16 protein-coding genes are annotated in these 19,665 nt (G+C 68.8%); 2 read left to right on the forward strand and 14 right to left on the reverse strand.

Translation table 11 applies throughout. The features are described 5' to 3' along the window. Window positions 1-19 precede the first annotated feature (19 nt). The 7 genes from AC1DKV_RS02945 to AC1DKV_RS02975 all read right to left on the reverse strand — a co-directional run bounded on the left by AC1DKV_RS02945 (window position 20) and on the right by AC1DKV_RS02975 (window position 8,722). The gene (locus tag AC1DKV_RS02945; RefSeq protein ID WP_441613435.1) at window positions 20-1,129 is read right to left on the reverse strand and encodes a DmpA family aminopeptidase; all 1,110 of its coding nucleotides are present in this window, start codon (window positions 1,127-1,129) and stop codon (window positions 20-22) included. A gap of 15 nt (window positions 1,130-1,144) precedes the next feature. Next, on the reverse strand, window positions 1,145-2,056 hold the full coding sequence (gsiD, locus tag AC1DKV_RS02950) for a glutathione ABC transporter permease GsiD (RefSeq protein WP_477137442.1): 912 nt from the start codon (window positions 2,054-2,056) through the stop codon (window positions 1,145-1,147). Window positions 2,057-2,068: 12 nt separating this feature from the next. Continuing rightward, window positions 2,069-2,989, reverse strand: coding sequence for a glutathione ABC transporter permease GsiC (gene gsiC, locus AC1DKV_RS02955; protein ID WP_477137443.1), 921 nt, complete (start codon window positions 2,987-2,989; stop codon window positions 2,069-2,071). 169 nt (window positions 2,990-3,158) lie between these two features. Further along, window positions 3,159-4,706 carry a glutathione ABC transporter substrate-binding protein GsiB gene (gene gsiB, locus AC1DKV_RS02960; RefSeq protein ID WP_477137460.1) on the reverse strand — a complete coding sequence of 516 codons (1,548 nt, stop codon included), beginning with the start codon at window positions 4,704-4,706 and terminating at the stop codon, window positions 3,159-3,161. Between the two features lie 53 nt (window positions 4,707-4,759). Beyond that, the gene (locus AC1DKV_RS02965) at window positions 4,760-6,655 is read right to left on the reverse strand and encodes a dipeptide ABC transporter ATP-binding protein (RefSeq protein WP_477137444.1); all 1,896 of its coding nucleotides are present in this window, start codon (window positions 6,653-6,655) and stop codon (window positions 4,760-4,762) included. 85 nt (window positions 6,656-6,740) lie between these two features. After that, window positions 6,741-7,703, reverse strand: a complete 963-nt coding sequence (locus AC1DKV_RS02970) for an isoaspartyl peptidase/L-asparaginase family protein (RefSeq protein WP_477137461.1) — start codon at window positions 7,701-7,703, stop codon at window positions 6,741-6,743. 5 nt (window positions 7,704-7,708) lie between these two features. Beyond that, a complete protein-coding gene (locus AC1DKV_RS02975) occupies window positions 7,709-8,722 on the reverse strand; it encodes a MurR/RpiR family transcriptional regulator (RefSeq protein WP_477137445.1) in 1,014 nt (337 codons plus the stop codon). Window positions 8,723-9,056: 334 nt separating this feature from the next. Between AC1DKV_RS02975 and AC1DKV_RS02980 the strand changes: the two genes are divergently transcribed. Next, window positions 9,057-11,000, forward strand: a complete 1,944-nt coding sequence (locus AC1DKV_RS02980; protein WP_477137446.1) for an ATP-binding cassette domain-containing protein — start codon at window positions 9,057-9,059, stop codon at window positions 10,998-11,000. Between the two features lie 90 nt (window positions 11,001-11,090). On the opposite strand, the gene AC1DKV_RS02985 is transcribed toward AC1DKV_RS02980, so the two are convergent. The 4 genes from AC1DKV_RS02985 to alr all read right to left on the reverse strand — a co-directional run bounded on the left by AC1DKV_RS02985 (window position 11,091) and on the right by alr (window position 15,088). Next, window positions 11,091-11,576 (reverse strand): disulfide bond formation protein B, encoded by a 486-nt coding sequence (locus AC1DKV_RS02985; RefSeq protein WP_477137447.1) that lies wholly within the window; start codon window positions 11,574-11,576, stop codon window positions 11,091-11,093. A gap of 244 nt (window positions 11,577-11,820) precedes the next feature. Beyond that, entirely contained in the window at window positions 11,821-12,435 is a 615-nt protein-coding gene (locus tag AC1DKV_RS02990) for a GNAT family N-acetyltransferase (RefSeq protein ID WP_477137448.1), read from the reverse strand. Window positions 12,436-12,440: 5 nt separating this feature from the next. After that, window positions 12,441-13,802 carry a DNA repair protein RadA gene (radA, locus tag AC1DKV_RS02995; protein ID WP_477137449.1) on the reverse strand — a complete coding sequence of 454 codons (1,362 nt, stop codon included), beginning with the start codon at window positions 13,800-13,802 and terminating at the stop codon, window positions 12,441-12,443. Window positions 13,803-13,972: 170 nt separating this feature from the next. Further along, on the reverse strand, window positions 13,973-15,088 hold the full coding sequence (alr, locus tag AC1DKV_RS03000) for an alanine racemase (protein WP_477137450.1): 1,116 nt from the start codon (window positions 15,086-15,088) through the stop codon (window positions 13,973-13,975). A 453-nt stretch (window positions 15,089-15,541) separates the two neighbouring features. Here alr and lplT point away from each other — a divergent pair, with 453 nt between their 5' ends. Next, window positions 15,542-16,861 (forward strand): lysophospholipid transporter LplT, encoded by a 1,320-nt coding sequence (gene lplT, locus AC1DKV_RS03005; RefSeq protein WP_477137451.1) that lies wholly within the window; start codon window positions 15,542-15,544, stop codon window positions 16,859-16,861. A gap of 50 nt (window positions 16,862-16,911) precedes the next feature. Here the strand turns inward: lplT and AC1DKV_RS03010 are convergent, their stop codons facing one another. From AC1DKV_RS03010 to rimI, 3 genes are read right to left on the reverse strand one after another with little or no spacing between them, the layout of a single operon-like run. Continuing rightward, the gene (locus tag AC1DKV_RS03010; RefSeq protein WP_477137452.1) at window positions 16,912-18,207 is read right to left on the reverse strand and encodes a DUF1853 family protein; all 1,296 of its coding nucleotides are present in this window, start codon (window positions 18,205-18,207) and stop codon (window positions 16,912-16,914) included. Beyond that, window positions 18,188-19,126 (reverse strand): uracil-DNA glycosylase, encoded by a 939-nt coding sequence (locus tag AC1DKV_RS03015; protein ID WP_477137453.1) that lies wholly within the window; start codon window positions 19,124-19,126, stop codon window positions 18,188-18,190. Before AC1DKV_RS03015 ends, AC1DKV_RS03010 begins: the two co-directional genes overlap by 20 nt. Further along, a complete protein-coding gene (gene rimI, locus AC1DKV_RS03020; protein WP_477137462.1) occupies window positions 19,123-19,608 on the reverse strand; it encodes a ribosomal protein S18-alanine N-acetyltransferase in 486 nt (161 codons plus the stop codon). Before rimI ends, AC1DKV_RS03015 begins: the two co-directional genes overlap by 4 nt. Window positions 19,609-19,665: the final 57 nt, after the last annotated feature.

A 19,665-nucleotide genomic window follows, 5' to 3' on the forward strand; every position in this document is an offset into this window, starting at 1 on the left:
TGCGGTTCTGTGCGGATAATCAGTTGGTGGGTGTCGCCGCATGGCGCTGCAGCCATTGCGGCAATTCGGGCATCAGTTCGCGCAGCGCGGTGCGGCGGTGGCCGTCGCGCCCGGTCACGCTTTCGGCCTGCCACAGCGCGCCCAGGATGGCCTGCTCGACGCTGTCGGCAGCGGCCTGGAACAAGGCATCGAGCCGGGTTTCATGCAGCATGGCCAGTGCCGGCATGGGCGCGTGCGCCTGCTGCGGCACGGTGTAGGCCGTGGAAAATGCCAGCGCGATGTCGCCGGAGCCGTGGCCGAACACCGAGCCGGTGCGTGCCAGCCCGGCACCGGCGCGCAGCGACAGGCGGCGCAGCTGGCGCGCGTCGAGCGGGGCATCGGTGGCGACGATCATGATGATGGAGCCCTTCTCGGGCCCGCCTTGCGTCTTCACTCCGGCCTGCGCCTGCAGCCGCGCGGCCAGCACGCCGCCAAGGCGCGCGCCGGCCACCGTGAAGTTGGGCAGGATGCCGAAGTTGGACTGCACCAGCGCGCCAACATGATATTGCTCCACCTGGCGCGAGGCCGAGCCGATGCCGCCCTTKAGCCCGAACGAGGACATGCCCCGCCCCGCCCCGACCGCGCCCTGCGCGAACTCCACCGCGGCCGCGGCGCAGGCCTGCGCGTAGTGCGCCTCCTGCACGGCCATGGCCTGGATATCGTTCAGGTAGCCGTCGTTGCACTCGAACACCAGCGGATTGACCGTGGGCCAGGCGCGGCCGATCTCCGGGTTGGCGGCGATGGCCTGGCGGATCTGCGCCTGCGCCAGCGCGCCCACCGCGAAGGTATTGCTCAGCGCGATGGGGGTTTCCAGCACGCCGAGCTCCTCCACCTGCACCAGTCCCACGCTCTTGCCGAAGCCGTTGAGCACGGTGGCGGCGGCCGGCACCTTGTCGGCGAACAGGTTGCCGGCGTGCGGCAGCACCACGGTGACGCCGGTCTGGCAGGCGCCCTGCGCCAGCGTGCAGTGGCCCACCGCCACGCCGGGCACGTCGGCGATGGTGCCGCGCGCGCCGGCGGGCAGCGTGCCGATATGTACCAGGTCCGGGACCGGGCCGGGGATCAGGTCCGGGATCAGGTCGGTGGCCATGCCGCGCTCCTGCCTTTAGCGGCGGTCGATCTTCGGATCGAGCGCGTCGCGCAGGCCGTCGCCCAGCAGGTTGAACGCCAGCACGGTCAGGAAGATGGCCAGGCTGGGGAAGATCGCCACGTGCGGCGCGGTGACCATGTCGGCGCGCGCCTCGTTGAGCATGGCGCCCCATTCCGGCGTGGGCGGCTGCGCGCCCAGCCCGAGGAAGGACAGGCTGGCGGCKGTGATGATCGAGGTGCCGATGCGCATCGAGAAATACACCACGATGGACGAGATGGTGCCCGGCAGGATGTGCCGCATCAGGATGGTCCAGTCGGAGGCGCCGATGCTGCKCGCGGCCTCCACATAGGTCAGGCGCTTGAGCATCAGCGTATTGCCGCGCACCAGGCGAGCGAAGGCCGGGATGCTGAACACSGCCACGGCGAAGATCACGTTGGTCATGCCGTTGCCGAGGATGGCSACGATGCCGATGGCCAGCAGGATGCCGGGGAAGGCGAACAGCACGTCCGAGACGCGGCTCACGATGCGGTCCCACCAGCCTTCGTAGTAGCCGGCCAGCAGTCCCAGCACGGTGCCGACGATGGCGCCGATGATGACGGAGAAGAAGCCCGCGGCAAGCGAGATGCGGGCGCCGGCCAGGATGCGGCTGAAGATGTCGCGTCCGAGCGAATCCACGCCGAACCAGTGCGCCGCCGAGGGGCCGGCGTTGAGCGCGTCGTAGTCGAAGAAATTCTCGGGATCATAGGGCACCAGGTGCGGCGCGAAGATTGCGATCGCCACCAGCAGCAGCACGAACACYCCGGCGCCCAGCGCCAGGTGCTGCTTGCGGAATTTGCGCCAGAACTCGGTCCAGGGCGTGCGCACGGCCTCCTGGGCGGTGGCGGGAGCGGCGGCGTTGCCGTCGGCGGGCGTGGAAAGCTGGGTCATGCCGGCCTCTCTTTATTTGTAGCGGATGGCGGGGTTGATGACGGTGTACAGCACGTCGACCACCAGGTTGATCAGGATGAACTCGAGCGAGAACAGCAGCACCTCGGCCTGGATGACCGGGTAGTCGCGCATCTCGACCGCGTCCACCAGCAGGCGCCCGAGCCCGGGCCAGTTGAAGACCTTCTCGACCACGATCGAGCCGCCCAGCAGGAAGCCGAACTGCAGGCCCATCATGGTGACCACCGGAATCATTGCGTTGCGCAGGCAGTGCTTGGCCACCACCAGGAACTMGCCCACGCCTTTGGCGCGCGCGGTGCGCACGAAATCTTCCTGCAGCACCTCGACGAACGAGGCGCGCGTGAAGCGGGCCATGACCGCGGCCACCGCGGCGCCCAGCGTGATCGAGGGCAGGATGTAGTGCTTCCAGKAATCGGCGCCGATGGAGGGCAGCCAGCCCAGCTGCACGGAGAACACTTCCATCAGCAGCATGCCCAGGGCAAAGGCCGGGAAGGAGATGCCGGACACCGCCAGCGTCATGCCCAGGCGGTCAGGCCAGCGGTTGCGCCAGACCGCGGAGGTGACACCGATCACCATGCCGAAGATCACCGCCCACACCATCGAGGCCAGCGTCAGGTACAGGGTCGGCATGAAACGGTCGCCGATCTCCTCGCTGACCGGGCGCTTGGTGCGCAGCGAATTGCCGAACTCCCAGCGCACGGCGTTCGAGAAGAATTGCACGAACTGCTCGGGCAGCGGCTTGTCCAGGCCGAGATCGCGGCGCACCAGCTCCACCGTGGCCTGGTCGGCCTCGGGGCCGGCCGCGAGCCGGGCGGCATCGCCGGGCAACAGGTGGACGAACATGAAGACCAGCACTGCCATGATCAGCAGTGTGGGAATCACGCCCAGGAATCGTTTGAGAAAGTAATTCAGCATGATGCACCGGAAAAATAAAAGACCGCGGGCCGCCCGCCCTGCCCCCGCATCTGTGGGCAGGCGGCCGTGCACGGCTTGCTGCGCTGTACTGCCGGGTTACTGCGGAGGTACTGCCGGGCCCGGCCACGGGCGCGGCGGCGAACCGGACGCGCCCGCATGCCGGCGACCCTTATTGCTTGATGTCGATCTCGTCGAAGTTGAACGAGCCATCGGGCATCACGTAGGCGCCGGTCAGGCGCTTGGCGCGCGCGAACAGCACCTTCTCGGTCACCAGGAAGGCCCACGGCGCGTCCTTCCAGATCTGCTCCTGCGCATCCTTGTACAGGCGTGCCTTCTCGGCGCGGTCCGTSGTGCGCAGSGCGCCGGCGATGTCGGCGTCGACCTGGTCGTTCTTGTAGTAGGCGGTGTTGAGCAGCTTGGGCGGCATCGATTCGGAAGCCAGCAGCGGGCGCAGCGCCCAGTCCGACTCGCCGGTCGACGACGACCAGCCCACGTAGTACATGCGCACGCCGGCGTCTTCCGGCTTCTGCACGCTTTCCACCTTCTCCACGCGCTGGCCGKCCTCGAGCGCCTGCACCTGCGCCTTGATGCCGACCTGCTGCAGCTGCTGCTGCACGAACTGGATCACCTTTTGCGCGGTGGTGTGGTTATAGGCGGACCACAGCGTGGTCTCGAAGCCGTTCGGGTAGCCGGCTTCCTTGAGCAGCGCGCGCGCCTTGGCCGGGTCGTACGGCCACGGGCCCAGCTTCTCGGCATAATCCACGCCCGCGGGCACCACGCCGTCGGACGGCGTGGCGTAGCCGGCGAATGCCACCTTGGCCAGTGCGTCCTTGTTGATGGCGTAGTTGATGGCCTGGCGCACCTTGGGGTCGTTGAACGGCTTGACCGTGGTATTCAGGCTCAGGTAGCGCTGGATGATCGACGGCGAGGCGATCAGGTCCACCTTGGGATTGCTCTTGAGCACCGCGGCCTGCTCGAACGGGATGCTGAAGGCGAAGTCCGCCTCGCCCGTCTGCATGATGGCCGCGCGCGTGTTGTTGTCCACCACCGGCTTCCAGGTGATGGTGTCGATCTTCGGATAGCCGGTCTTCCAGAAGCCGGCGAACTTCTTGCCCTTCAGGTGATCGGGCTGCTTCCACTCGACGAACTCGAACGGGCCGGTGCCGACCGGGTGGAAGGCGATGTCCTTGCCGTACTTCTGCAGCGCGGCGGGCGAGATCATCACGGCCGACGGGTGGGCCAGCACGTTGATGAACGGCGAGAACGGCTCTTTCAGCGTGACCTTGACGGTGTTGGCGTCKATCACGTCGGTCTTGGCCACGCGGTTGAACAGCGTGTAGCGCTTGAGCTTGTTGGCCGGGTTGGTGACGCGGTCCAGGTTGGCCTTGACGGCGGCAGCGTCGAAAGTGGTGCCGTCGTGGAACTTGATGTTCTTCTTGAGCTTGATGGTGTACGTCAGGCCGTCCTTGCTGGCTTCATAGCTTTCGGCCAGCACGTTGACCAGCTTCATGTCCTTGTCGAGGCCGAACAGGCCCTGGTAGAAGGACTTGGTGGCGGCCTGCGACAGTGTGTCGTTCGAATCGTACGGGTCCAGCGTGGTGAAGGTGGAGTACACCGCCATCACGGCGTCCTTGGCGGCAAAGGCGGGGCCTGCGCCGAGCGCGGCCAGGGCCAGGCCACCGGCGATCAGCTTGGAAGGGGCCAATCGGGTCATCATCCGGGTCATCTTGGATTCTCCTTGGGAAATGCGTTGGTTCACTTCGGTTCGGTTCAGTAGGCGCCGCCGATGGCGTGCCGGGCGACAAAATGGCGGGAGGCGTTGCTGCCGGCGACGGCCACCAGCGGCTTGACCAGCGGCTCGTCGCCAAGCGCGCGGATGGGGCTGGGAATCTCGTCGGACAGCGGCTCGCGCTGGAGGTGGCGGCGCGCCGGGTCGGCGATCGGCACCGCCGACATCAGCTTCCTGGTGTACGGGTGCTGCGGGTTCTCGAAGATCGCGCGGCGCGGGCCGATCTCGACGATCTGGCCCAGGTACATCACCGCCACGCGGTGGCTCACGCGCTCCACCACCGCCATGTCGTGCGAGATGAACAGGAAGGCGATGCCCATTTCGCGCTGCAGGTCGAGCATCAGGTTGACGATCTGCGCCTKGATGGAAACGTCGAGCGCGGAGACCGACTCGTCGGCCACCACCACCTTGGGGTTCAGCGCCAGGGCGCGCGCGATGCAGATGCGCTGGCGCTGGCCGCCCGAGAACTCGTGCGGGTAGCGCGACGCATGCGCGGCGGTCAGGCCCACCTTTTCCAGCAGCCATGCCACGCGCTGCTCGGCTTGCTTGCCGCTGGCCACCTTGTGCACCAGCAGCGGCTCCATGATCGAGTAGCCCACCGGCACGCGCGGGTCGAGCGAGGCGAACGGGTCCTGGAAGATGAACTGGATATTGCGGCGCAGGGTCTGCAGCGCGCCGCCCTTCATCTGGCTGATGTCCTGGCCGTTGAATTCGATGGTGCCGCTCTGGCTGTCGACCAGGCGCAGCAGCGAGCGGCCGGTGGTGGACTTGCCGCAGCCCGATTCGCCCACCAGCGCCAGCGTTTCGCCCGGGTACAGGTCGAAGCTCACGCGCTCCACGGCGTGCACGCGGCGCGCCACGCGGCCCAGCAGGCCGCCCGGCACGTCGAAGCGGGTCACCAGGTCGTGCACGCGCAGGATCGGCGAAGCGCCGGCCGGCACCGTGTCCTGCGGCACTTCGGGCGCGGGCGGCTCGCCCTGGTCGAGCTGCACCAGCGGGAACTTGGCCGGCCAGTCGGTGCCGCGCATGGCGCCGAGCTTGGGCACGGCGGACAGCAGCGCGCGCGTGTACGGATGCGCGGGCCTGGCGAAGACCTGCTCGGAGGCGCCCTCTTCGACGCTCTCGCCGCGGTACATCACCAGCACGCGGTCGGCCACCTCGGCCACCACGCCCATGTCGTGGGTGATGAAGACCACGCCCATGYSCATCTCSKYCTGCAGMTYGCGGATSAGCTGSAGGATCTCGGCCTGGATGGTGACGTCGAGCGCGGTGGTGGGCTCGTCGGCGATCAGCAGCGCCGGCTTGCACGACAGCGCCATGGCGATCATCACGCGCTGGCGCATGCCGCCGGAGAGCTGGTGCGGGAAACGGTCCAGCACGCGGCGCGCCTCGGGGATGCGCACGATCTCCAGCATGCGCAGCGCTTCGGCGCGCGCCTCGGCGCGGCTCTTGCCCTGGTGCAGGCGGATCGACTCGGCGATCTGCTCGCCCACCGGGAAGACCGGGTTGAGCGAGGTCATCGGCTCCTGGAAGATCATCGCCACGTCGCTGCCGCGCACGCCGCGCATGGTGGCACTGTCGGCGCTGGCGAGGTCGAGCACCTGGCCGTTGCGGCGGCGCAGTTCCATGCTGCCGCTGGCGATCTTGCCGCCGCCATGCTCGACCAGCCGCATCAGCGCCAGCGAGGTCACCGATTTGCCCGAGCCGGATTCGCCCACCACGGCCAGTGTCTCGCCGCGGTCGACGTGGAAGCTGAGGTTGCGCACGGCCTCCACGGTGCGTTCCGAGGTGGAAAAGCGCACGGTGAGATCGTTGACGGAAACCACCCGCTGCGGTGGCAGGACGATGCCCGACTTGGAAGAGGATGCTGCAGCCACTTGGCCCCCTTGATACCTGTTGATGCCTGTTGATGCCGAGGTTGTTGCTTCGCGCGCCCCGGCGTGCCGGCGCGCGCTGCCTGCCCTAGCCGTAGATCCACACGTTGACCGCCTCGCCCACCCGGGCGAAGCCGCGGTACATGCCTTCGGTATTGAACGGCAGCGTGACGTTGCCGGCGCGGTCCACCGCGATCAGGCCGCCGCGGCCGTCGATGGCCGGCAGCTTTTCCATCACTACGCGGCGCGCGGCTTCTTCCAGCGGCAGGCCCGCGTAGCGCATCTGCGCCGCCACGTCGTAGGCAGCCACGGCGCGGATGAACATCTCCCCGGTGCCGGTGGTGGAGACTGCCGCCACGTCATCGGCAAAGCAGCCGGCGCCCACGATGGGCGTGTCGCCCACGCGGCCMACCTGCTTGTTGGTGACGCCACCGGTGGAGGTGGCCGCGGCCAGGCGCCCCTGCGCGTCGCATGCCACCGCGCCCACGGTGCCGAACTTGTTGTCGGGGTCGATGGGCTCGGCTGCCCTGGTGGCGGCCAGCGTGGCGGCATCGTGGTCCAGCGTCGTGCCGGTGGTGGCGCGGGCGCGCTCCCATTGCTCGTGCCGCGCCTGGGTGAAGTAGTACGCTGGCTCCACCAGTTCCAGGCCCTGCGCCAGGGCAAAGGCCTCGGCGCCATCGGCGGCGAACAGCACGTGCTCGCTTTTTTCCATCACCGCGCGCGCGGCCAGCACCGGGTTGCGCAGGCGCTTGACGCAAGCCACCGCGCCGGCGCCCAGCGTGGCGCSGTCCATGATGGCGGCGTCCAGTTCGTAGGTGCCGGCGTGGGTCAGCACGGCGCCGCGGCCGGCGTTGAACAGCGGGCAATCCTCCAGCAGGCGCACGGCCTCGGTCACGGCGTCGAGCGCGCTGCCGCCATCGGCCAGCACGCGCTGGCCGGCTTGCAGCACGGCGGCGAGCGCGTCGGTGTATTCCGCCTCCTTGGCGGGGCTCATGGCGGCACGGGTAATGGTGCCGGCGCCGCCATGGATGGCGATCACGGGGGTGTTCATGGTGTTCACGATGCGTTCGGGGTTGTCTTCTTGCGGCGTGCGGGGGCGCTCCTGGCGCGCCCTTCGGCTGCTTCGTCGGGGCGTGGCTCGCGTGCGTCGCGGCCCTGCCCGGGCGGCGCGCCGTGCAGCCACGGCAGCAGGAATTCGGTCATCTCGGCGGCAGCCTTGACCGCATGCGCGGCGCGGTGCGCCACCGCGCCGCACAGGCCTTCGATAAAGGCCAGCACGGCTGCGTCCGAGTTGGCGKAGAGCTGGCGGCCGGTGTGCGCATACAGCGCGATGTCGGCCAGCGCCGCCAGCGGCGAAGTAGGTCCGTCGGTCAGCGCCAGGATGCGCGCGCCGTGCGAGCGCGCGCGCCGCGTGATGGTCACGGTGTCATACACATAGCGCGGGAAGCCGATCACGATCAGCAGATCKCTGGGCTGCAGCTTGAACAGCGCGCGCGCCGCGGTGGACGCGCCACCCGAGCCCGAGACCGAGATCACGGTGCGGCAGGACAGGTCCAGCCCATGCTGGAGCAGCCCGGCCAGGAAGCCGCTGGCGCCGAAGCCCACCACGAAGATGCGCTCGGCCGCCAGGATCGCTTCGACGGCGCGCTCGCAGGTCTCGGCGTCGAGCGCGCGGCGCGTGGCTTCGAGATTGCGCACGTCCTCGTCCAGCGAGGCGGCGATGACGGCGGCCACCGTGGCCGGCCGCTCCAGTCCGGTGCGCAGTTTCTCGACGGGTGCAAGCGTGGCTTCGAAACMGCGCACCAGCTCGGTGCGGAATTGCGGATAGCCCTCGAAGCCCAGCGCATGGGCGAAGCGATTGGCGGTGGCGACCGACACTTCCACCGCCGCGGCCAGCTCGTCGATGCGCATGGTGGCGGCGCGGAACTGATTGCCCAGCACGTATTCGGCCATGCGCTGGTGCGCCGGCGTCAGCGCGGGCAAGGCGCGGGCGATGCGCTCGGTGATCGAGCCGTTGCCGTTGCCGGTCTTGCCGGAAGTGCCGCTGTTACCGTGGTTGCCGAGGGACATGGGATGTTGCTGGGTTGGCCGGGATGCGTCATGCACGAAAACAAAGCATGCAAAGGATGCGCATCAATGTAAATAAATTTACACGCAAAACACGCGCCATGAAAATAGAGTTTTACGTGGCCAAGGGTTTGTACCTAGACGAACCCCCGTCCCGGGGCCCTTCCGGACCGCATGCGGGCCCTTGGCGTCACTGCCGGGCGGCGTGTCCGGCATGCGCCGTCCATTCGCGGGCATCGCCATGCGAAGCGGCTACAATGCCGGGTTGACCCGTGCCATGCCGGGCCGGACCGTCCGGCCACGCCGGCCATCGCTCCCTCTCCAGCTTTCCCCTCCCGTGATCCGAATCGACCAGCTTGTCCTCCAGCGCGGCACCAAGGTGCTGTTCGACCACACCAGCGTGACGCTGAATCCCGGCGAGCGTGTCGGCCTTGTCGGCGCCAACGGCAGCGGCAAGTCGACCMTGTTCGCCATGCTGCGCGGCGAGCTGCATGCGGATGGCGGCGACGTCTTCATCCCGCCGCAATGGCGCACTGCGCATGTGGCGCAGGAAACCCCGGCGGTCATGCGCAGCGCGGTGGAATACACCATCGACGGCGACACCCGCCTGCGCGACATCGAGGCACGCATCACGGCTGCCCAGGCCAGCGGCGACGGCACCGCTGAGGGCGACGCCCACGCGGCGTTCGCCGATGCCGACGGCTACACCGCGCCGGCGCGCGCCGAGGCGCTGCTGCTGGGGCTGGGCTTCACGCTGGCGCAGGTATCGCAGCCGGTGGCCTCGTTCTCGGGCGGCTGGCGCATGCGCCTGAACCTGGCGCAGGCACTGATGTGCCCGTCCGACCTGCTGCTGCTCGACGAACCGACCAACCACCTGGACCTGGACGCGATCGTCTGGCTGGAAGACTGGCTGGCCCGCTACCCGGGAACGCTGGTAATGATTTCGCACGATCGCGAATTCCTCGATGCGATCTGTAATGTCACGGTGCATATCGAGAACCAGCAGCTGCGCCGCTACGGCGGCAACTACACCCAGTTCGAGACCCTGCGCCTGCAGCAGATGGCCTTGCAGCAATCGGCCTACTCGCGCCAGCAGAAGGAGATCGCCCACCTCGAATCCTTCATCACCCGCTTCAAGGCCAAGGCCACCAAGGCGCGCCAGGCGCAGAGCCGGGTCAAGGCGCTGGAGAAGATGGAGCGCCTGGCGCCGGTGCATATCGCCGCCGGCTTTGCCTTCGAGTTCCGCGAGCCGGACGCCGCGCCCAACCCGATGATGGTGCTCGAGGGCGTGGACTGCGGCTACCCGCCGCCCGCGCCGGATGCGCCGCCCGTGACCATCCTGCACAACCTGTCGCTGTCGATCCAGACCGGCCAGCGCATCGGCCTGCTGGGCGCCAACGGCCAGGGCAAGTCCACGCTGGTGAAGACGCTGGCGGACACGCAGGAGCCGCTGGCCGGCAAGATGCGCCAGGGCAAGGGGCTGCAGATCGGCTACTTCGCCCAGCACCAGCTGGAAACGCTGCGCGACCATGACTCGCCGCTGCAGCACCTGGCGCGGCTGGCGCCGGACACGCGCGAGCAGGAACTGCGCGACTTCCTCGGCAGCTTCAACTTCCGCGGCGACATGGCTACCTCGCCGATCGAGCCGTTCTCCGGCGGCGAGAAGGCGCGCCTGGCGCTGTCGCTGATCGTGTGGCAGAAGCCCAATCTGCTGCTGCTCGACGAGCCCACCAACCACCTGGACCTCGACACCCGCGAGGCGCTCACCATGGCGCTGGCSCAGTTCGAGGGCACGCTGATCGTGGTCTCCCACGACCGTCACCTGCTGCGCGCCACCACCGACCAGTTCATGCTGGTGGGCGAAGGCACGATCAAACCCTTCGATGGCGACCTGGACGACTACCGCGACTGGCTGCTGCAGCAGGCCGCCGCCAAGCGCAACGCCGCCACCGCGGACCGTGCCCCGGCCGGCRGCGACAGCGCGGCGGGCGGCACCAACCGCCGTGACCAGCGCCGCGCCGAGGCCGACGAGCGCCAGCGCCTGACCCAGCTGCGCAAGCCGCTGACCAAGGAACTGGAAAAGGTGGAAAAGCGCATGGCCGTGCTACAGCAGGCCAAGGGCGAKATCGATGCCTTCATGGCCGACGAGGCCAGCTATGCCGAGGCCAACAAGAGCAAGCTGATGGAGATGCTCAAGCGGCAAGGGGAAGTCGGCGGCGAGCTCGATACGCTGGAGGAGCGCTGGCTCGAGCTGCAGGAGCAGATCGAACAGATCGTCTAGGGTCGCCTGGACGCGCAAGGGAAGGATCCCGGGGGCGCCCGCCCCCGGATACGCCGCGGCTGCGCGCCGTTGCGCAGACGATGCCGGCGCTCAGCGGTAGTTCTTCTCGCGCCGGATCATGCCGATCGCCAGCGTCGCCGTCAGGATKAACAGCCAKATCAGCGACCAGGCCGGAATCGACAGGCCAAAGATCGGGGGCAGCGGCGTGGTGCACATGCCGTCCGAGAAAAACACCTGCGGCAGCAGCTTGGCCGTCGGCAAGCGGTTGACCCAGTTCTCCAGCGGGTCGATGCCGCAGCTGGCCTTGGGGTTCAGCAGCAGCGACACGTGATAGCCGGCCACCKCGATGCCACCCACGCCGGACAACATGCCCAGCCCCTGCCACAGGCTGCGCGTGTTCTGCGCGATGGCGGCCAGCAGCGAGAACAGGCCGATGGCGACGAAGGCGAAACGCTGCATCACGCACAGCGGACACGGCTGGTAGCCTTCCACATGCTGCAGGTAGAGGGCATAGCCGACCAGCCCGAACGAGATCGCGGCGATCAGCAKGAAGAAACTGCGGGAATTGGCTTGCATGGTTCAGTAGCAAAAAGGGCCGGACGATGCCACCCGGGCTGATCCGTCGGGATCCGTTGCCGCGGGCCCGTCMATTGGTGCGCCGCCCGGCCATTTGCCGGACGTGCGCAATGCGAGGCTCATTATTACCGATTTTGTGTTGCACGCCTTGCCATTCCGGCGCGGCCGGCGGCGTGCCGCTTGCGGCGGATTGACGCAGATCATGGCCTTGCCGCGCGCGCTCGCACGCCCGCGCGCGGCGGGCTCAGGCGKACGTCGGGCCGCCTTGCGCCCGCCACCGCGCCGCGGCMAGGCGGTACAGCCAGTGCGCCCGCAACGGGCTGCCCTGCGCCACGGCCGGATGGTCGAAGGTGCCGTCGGGCACCATGCCGACCCGCTCCATCACAGCCCGCGAGCGGACGTTGGGCAGTGCCGTGAACGAAACGATTTCCGCCAGGCCCAGGCGCCCGAACCCGAAGCGCAGCGCGGCCCGCGCCGCCTCCGTGGCATAGCCCTGCCCCCAGTATGCATGCGCCAGGCGCCAGCCGATTTCCACGCAGGGCGAGAACGGCAGCGTGGCGGCGGGCTCGTGCAGGCCGACGAAACCGATGAATGCCCCGTCCGCCTTGCGCTCGGCCGCCCACAAGCCCCACCCGCGTGCCGCGATCAGGTCCTGGCAGCGCAATGCCATGGCATCGCTGGCAGCGCGCTCCAGCGGCGCCGGGAAGCAGGCCATCACCAGCGGGTCCGCATTGAGCGCGGCGAACGGCGCGAAATCCGCGTCGCGCCACTGGCGCAGGCGCAGGCGCGCGGTCTCCAGGGTCACCGGCCCGGCTCCGCTTGCGGAGCCGGCTGGCGCCTGATCGTGCTGGCCCGGCATGGCGTTCACTCGAGATGACGGACGCGGTCGATGGCCTGCTCCAGCCGCTCCACCGCCAGCACMTCGAGGCCGTCGATCTTCTGCTTGGGCGCATTGGCCTTGGGAATGACCGCCGTGGTGAAGCCGAGCTTGGCGGCTTCGCGCAGGCGGTCCTGCCCGCGCGGACTGGGCCGGATCTCGCCGGCCAGGCCGACTTCGCCGAACACCACCAGCCCGCGCGGCAGCGGCTTGTTGCGCATGGAGGAATGGATGGCCAGCAGCACGGCCAGGTCGGCCGCCGGCTCGGCGATCTTGACCCCGCCCACGGCGTTGAGGAACACGTCCTGGTCGAAGCAAGCGATGCCGGCATGGCGGTGCAGCACCGCCAGCAGCATCGCCAGGCGGTTCTGTTCCAGCCCCACGGCCAGGCGGCGCGGGTTGGGCACGTGCGCGGCATCGACCAGCGCCTGCACTTCCACCAGCAGCGGCCGCGTGCCCTCTTGCGTGACCAGCACGCAGGAACCGGGCACGACCTGCTCGTGCTGCGACAGGAACAGCGCCGAGGGATTGCTGACGCCGCGCAGGCCGCGCTCGGTCATGGCGAACACGCCCAGTTCGTTGACCGCGCCGAAGCGGTTCTTGAAGGCGCGGATCAGGCGATGCGAGGAGTGCGTGTCGCCCTCGAAGTACAGCACGGTGTCGACGATATGCTCGAGCACGCGCGGGCCGGCCAGCGCACCTTCCTTGGTCACATGGCCGACCAGGATGATGGTGATGCCGCTGCTCTTGGCGATGCGGGTCAGCTGCGCCGCGCATTCGCGCACCTGCGCCACCGAGCCGGGCGCCGACGTCAGCGCATCGGAGTACAGGGTCTGGATCGAGTCGATCACCGCCACCTCGGGCTTCTCCACCTCCAGCGTGGCCTGGATCTTCTCCAGCTGGATCTCGGCCAGCAAGGCGAGCTGCGGGCTGTCCACCCCCAGGCGCTGCGCGCGCAAGGCAATCTGCGCGCCCGACTCTTCGCCGCTGACGTAGAGCACGCGGCGCTCCGAGGCAAGGTTGGCCAGCGCCTGCAGCAGCAGCGTGGACTTGCCGATGCCGGGATCGCCGCCGATCAGCACCACCCCGCCGGCCACCAGCCCCCCGCCCAGCACGCGGTCGAATTCATCGATGCCGCTGGAGAAGCGCGGCACGTCGGCCGCGTCGATCTCCGACAGCCGCTGCACCATGGCCGAGGCCGCCAGCGGCGCGAAGCGCTTGGCCGACGGCGATTCCGCCACGCTCTCTACCAGCGTGTTCCATTGCTGGCATTGCGGGCACTGGCCCTGCCAGCGCGGCGAGGTGCCGCCGCATTCGGTGCAGGTATAGACGTTCTTTGGCTTGGCCAACTGGGGTCCCCGGAGAAACGATGGATAAGAAGCGGTGGATGAACAATGGCCGGCGCCCGGCAGGCGGCAGCCGATCGCAGGCTGGCTTGCAGGCGGCGCCCGGGGCAGCGCACGCCACCCGGATATCGCCAGGCGGCGGCCCGGGCAGGCGTCAGCCTGCCCGCCGGCAATCAGGCCAGCGCGGGCTGCTCCGGCGCGGTCAGGGTCGCCACCGTGACCGGCACCCTGGGCGCCAGGGCGCACATCAGCTCGTAGCCCACGGTGCCGCTGGCGGCGGCCACGTCGTCGATCGGCAGGCCCTGGCCCCACAGGGTGACGGCGCTGCCCACGCGGGCCTTGGGGCAAGGCGTGAGGTCGACGCAGATCATGTCCATCGACACCCGGCCCACCAGGTGCGTGCGCACGCCGTCGACCAGCACCGGCGCCGGGTTGTCGCCCCAGCCGGCGGCATGGCGCGGGTAGCCGTCGGCATAGCCGCAGGCCACCACGCCGATGCGCATCGGGCGCTCGGCCTTGAACAGCGAGCCGTAGCCGACGGTATCGCCGGGCTGCAGGTCCTGGACGGAGATCAGCTCGCTGTGCAGCGACATGGCCGGCTGCAGGCCGAAGCTGGCCACGTCGCCGGACAGGCCGGTGGGCGAGGCGCCGTACAGCACGATGCCCGGCCGCACCCAGGTGCGGTGGGCCTGGGGATGCCAGAGCGTGGCGGCGGAATTGGACAGGCTGGCCTCGCCCGGCAGGTTGGCCGTGGCGGYGTCGAAGACCTCGAGCTGGTGGGCGATGCCGCGCGGGCCGTCGGCGTCGGAGAAATGCGTCATATGCACGATACTGCCCACACAGGACAGGGTGCGCGCGCGTTCCCAGGCGGTGCGGTACTGGTCCGCACGGAAGCCGAGGCGGTTCATGCCGGTATTGAGCTTGAGCTGGATGCCCAGCGGCCCCTTGGGACGCGCGACTTCCAGCATGCGCAGCTGTTCTTCGCAATGGACGGCGGTGGTGAGGCGGTACTGCTCCAGCAAAGGCACGTCCTGGGATTGGAAGAAACCCTCTAAAAGAAGGATCGGGCCTTGCCAGCCCAGTTCGCGYAGCAGCACGGCTTCGTTCAGGTCGAGCAGGCCGAAGCCGTCGGTGGCGCGCAGGCCGGCGAAGGCGCGGCGGATGCCATGGCCATAGGCGTTGGCCTTGACGACGGCCCAGACGCGCGACGCGGGTGCACAGCGGCGCACGATTTCCAGGTTATTGGCCAGGGCCGGTTGATGGATAACGGCGTGAATGGGTCTAGGCATGGGATCGCTGTTGCTTCTGGAGGGGGCGGCGGCGGGTTGGCATGGCGGGGCTCCCGGCCGGCTGGCCGGTCCGCGCCCCGGGTCAGGGATGCACCATATAGGGGAAGACCCGGTGCGCGTGGCTCGCCGCACAGACGTTATTTGAACACACTCGAAGAATCATTTAGGGAATCGCAGCGCATCTGCGCTGTCAAACCGGCGGTCCGCAGATGCTCGGAAACGCCCTACTTTCGTGTTATAAAGCCGGACGTTCCGGCCATGTTTTAAAAGTGATGCAATATGTCAAACAGGGTCAGGCGGTTTGCGCGACACTCGGAAGACCGGCATGGGCATCACTTTGACAGCGGTGCGGGCCCAGGTTCCCTACAGGTAATGACAGTGGCAATGACAGCGCCCGGCAGCGTGCTGGCGCCCGTCTTGCAAGGCTTGAGCGATGGAGAAAGAGTCCAAAGTATGAAGAAGGGTTTTTATACCATCATGGCGGCGCAGTTCTTCTCCTCGCTGGCCGACAACGCGCTGCTGATCGCCGCCATTGCCCTTCTTACCGAACTGCACTCCCCGCAGTGGATGACGCCGCTGCTCAAGCTGTTCTYCGTGCTCTCCTATGTCGTGCTGGCCGCCTTCGTGGGCGCCTTCGCGGACTCCATGCCGAAGGGCAAGGTGATGTTCATCACCAACACGATCAAGATTGCCGGCTGCRCGATCATGATGTTCGGGCTGCACCCGCTGCTGGCCTACGGCATCGTGGGATTCGGCGCCGCCGCCTACTCGCCGGCCAAGTACGGCATCCTCACCGAACTGCTTCCCCCGGAAAAGCTGGTCGCCGCCAACGGGTGGATCGAAGGCCTCACGGTAGGCTCGATCATCCTSGGCACSGTGGTSGGCGGCGCGCTGATCTCSGTSCATATCTCSRASATSCTGCTCSGCTTCGACGTGCCCTTCGTGGACACCGGCATCAACACCCCGGCCGAGGCCGCCATGGTGGTCATCATGCTGTTCTACGTGATCGCCGCCATCTTCAACCTGTTCATCCCGGAAACCGGCGCGCGCTATCCGCAGCAGGAAAAGAATCCGATCAAGCTGATCGCCGAATTCGCCGACTGCTTCACCGCGCTGTGGCAGGACAAGCTTGGMCAGATCTCGCTGGCCGTGACCACGCTGTTCTGGGGCGCTGGCGCCACCCTGCAGTTMATCGTGCTGAAATGGGCCGAGAAGTCGCTCGGGCTGAACCTGTCCCAGGGCGCGCTGCTGCAGGCGGTGGTGGCCGTCGGCGTGGCGGTCGGCGCGATCCTGGCCGCCATGCGCATTCCGCTGCGCAAATCGCTGTCGGTGCTGCCCTTCGGCGTGGCGATGGGCGTGGTGGTGATGCTGATGGCCTTCTACACCAAGCACAGCCTTCCCGAGATCTCGTTCGACGTGCTCGGCATGCACATGCCGCTGTACATGGCCATTGCCTATCTGTTCCTGATGCTGGTGGGCGGCATGTCCGGCTACTTCGTGGTGCCGATGAACGCGCTGCTGCAGCACCGCGGCCATGTGCTGCTGTCCGCCGGCCACTCGATCGCCGTACAGAACTTCAACGAAAACGTCTCGGTGCTGCTGATGCTGTGCCTGTACGCCCTGCTGATCAAGCTCAACGTGCCCATCGGCATCGTCATCGTGGCGTTCGGGATCTTTGTCTGCGTCACMATGGTGCTGGTGATGCGCCAGCACCGCTACAACGTGCGCAACTTCAACTCGCTCGCCATGATCGGCGAGGACAAGCACCACTAGCACCACTAACACCACTGACGGCCGTCGCCCCGCGGCGCGGCCGCGGGCGGCTATTCCGGCAAGGCTGCAACGCGTTGCCGCGCCCGCTCCTCCCAGCCCGGCGGCACCACGAAGCCGCGCGAGCACTCGCGCCACAGCCCTGGCGCGCTCGCTCCGGCAGGTTCCWGTTCGCACAGCATCACCGGCGCCTCGCGCCGCCAGACCTTGTCGTGCTGGGTTTCGGCAAAGCGTTGCGCCAGCGCTTCGCGCACGGCCTCGAGCGGCTCCGTGTGGGCCTGGGCGACCATGGCCGGCGCCATCCAKGCCGAGCGCGGCAGGCGATACCAGCGCGAGCCCGTGCGCGTGGCGGCCCACGCCGACCAGTCCTGCAAGGCGGACCACCAGCCATGCAGGTGATCCGGCGCAATGCCGAGGTCGCGCACCCCGGCGGGGACGACGCCGTTGCGGTAGAACAGCCAGCCAAGCAGGTAGACCTCGCTGCGGTCCACGGTGCGCCCCAGCAGCGCCAGCGCCTCGGGCGCGCGCGACAGCGGCAACTGACGGTGGACCAGATGGCCGAGCTTGTCGCCCAGCCTGTCCACCAGGTTGGGACCGACGAAATGATGCAGGCGCGGCGGTGCGGCGTCGCCGTGCCCCGCCGAGGCGTCCGGCCCGACCAGCAGGTAGAACTTGGCCGCCATTTCCCAATGGACGGTCGCCCCGCTGCGCGTATCGCGCCAGACGAAGTCGAGTTCGCCCAGCGTCTGCACACCGTGCGCGGCGGCGCGGCGTACCGGCAGGTTGGCCGCCAGCAGTTCCAGGCCGGCAGTGTGTTCKAGCGTGAACTGGAGCAGGCGCTCGGCATGGCGGCCCAGCCGCAGGCTGGGCGCATGCGCGGGGCCACGCGCGCGCGGATGCTCGCGGCCCGCCGCCAGTTCGGCGATGGTCAGCGGCAGCGAGGCCGGATCGGCGCACAGCAGCCAGCGCTGCCAGGCGGCCAGCGCGCCATCAGGCCAGTGCGCCAGGCCAGCGGCGATATGCGCGGCCGGCGTATCCGCGCTGGCGCCCTGGACGATGCTGCCCGGACTGCCGTCGGGGACACCGCCGAGAGCGCCGCCGACGCTGAGATTTCCGTTGAAGTTGCCGTTGATGCTGCCATTGACGTGACCGTTGATGGCCCCATCGGCCCCATCGCTCCCATCGGTCCCGCCGCCCACATGGCCGGCCGGCAGGAACGCCAGCAACGGCGGCGACAGCGAGCACCACGCCAGTTCGCGCAGGCGCTGCGAGACGGCATGGCGCCACAGCGACGCCATCTCGATGGCGCCGCCGGGGCTCAGCGCGGCGTCAGGCCTTGGCTCCCGCACGGGCATGCACCTCGCGGGCCAGGCAAAGGTCTTCCCAGGCACGCGCCTTGTCGGTCAGCGTGCGCAACAGGTAGGCCGGGTGATAGGTCACCACCACCGGAATGCCCTCGTAGCTGTGGACACTGCCGCGCAGCTTGCMGATCGGCGTGGTGGTACGCAGCAGCGACTGCGCCGCGAAACGCCCGAGCACCACGATCAGCTTGGGCTGCACCAGCGCGATCTGGCGGCGCAGATAGGGCTCGCACTGCGCCACTTCGTCCGGCTCGGGATTGCGGTTGCCGGGCGGGCGGCATTTCAGCACATTGGCAATGAAGACATTGCGCCCGCGCGCCAGGCCGAGCGCGCCCAGCATATTGTCGAGCAGCTTGCCGGCCTGGCCGACGAAGGGCTCGCCCTGCTTGTCCTCGTTCTCGCCGGGGGCTTCGCCCACCAGCATCCATTCGGCCTGGCGGTCGCCGACGCCGAATACGGTCTGGGTACKATGGCCGCACAGGCCGCAGTCGGTGCAAGCCGAGACGCGCGCCGCCAGCGCTGCCCAGTCGAGCCCGGCGATGGCGGCGGCGCGCGCATMGGCGCCGGGCGCCGACGGCAGCGCCGGCACCGGCGCGAAGGCCGTCGCCGGCTMCGGCGTGGGTTCCGGCTCCATCACCGGCTCCATCACCGGTTMCGCCTCCGGCTGCGGCGCTACGGCCCGCGGCCCGACGGCAGGCTCCGCCAGGGCACGGGGCGCCTCCGCACTGGCAGCGGGCGCCCCCTGGACGATGGCTTCGGCCGCCATGTCCGCCACGACGGCGGCAGGCGGCGCCGCCAGATCCGCATCGGCCTCCACCAACGCCTCCTGCGCCGCGGCCGGCGCGCGGCGCAGCACCCACTCCTCGCCGATGCCGAGTACCTCGAGGAACCTGGCGCGCCGGCTCATGGCTGGGCCTCCGAGGGCGACCATGCGCGGCGCAGCACCAGGGCATCCTCGCGGACCTGTCCGGCCGCGGGGTAATAGCCCTTGCGCCGCCCGATTTCGGCAAAGCCCGCCTGCCGGTACAACTCGATCGCGCCGGTATTGGAGGGCCGCACTTCCAGCAGCATGGTGTGCAGGTGATGCGCGTGCGCCGTGGCCAGGGCGGCGGCCAGCATCAGCCGGCCTAGCCCGTTGCGCTGATGCACCGGGTCCACGGTGATGTTGAGCAGGTGCATCTCGTCGACGACCGGCATCAGCACGGCGTAGGCGATCAACACGCCGGCCGGGTCGCGCAGGGTCATGCCGAGATGGCCGGCCTTGACGGAATTCTCGAAATTGCCGCGCGTCCACGGATGGCTGTAGGCGCGCGCCTCGATMTGCGCCACCGCCTCTACGTCGAGCGCGCTCATGCGCCCGATCACCCAGCCGGCGCCCAGCGACGGCATCACCGGCACTTCCGGCCATGCGGCGGCGGCCGGCGCCGGCTGCGCGGCGACCTCGGC

The sequence above is a fragment of the Cupriavidus sp. 05T41 genome, from assembly GCF_056396525.1.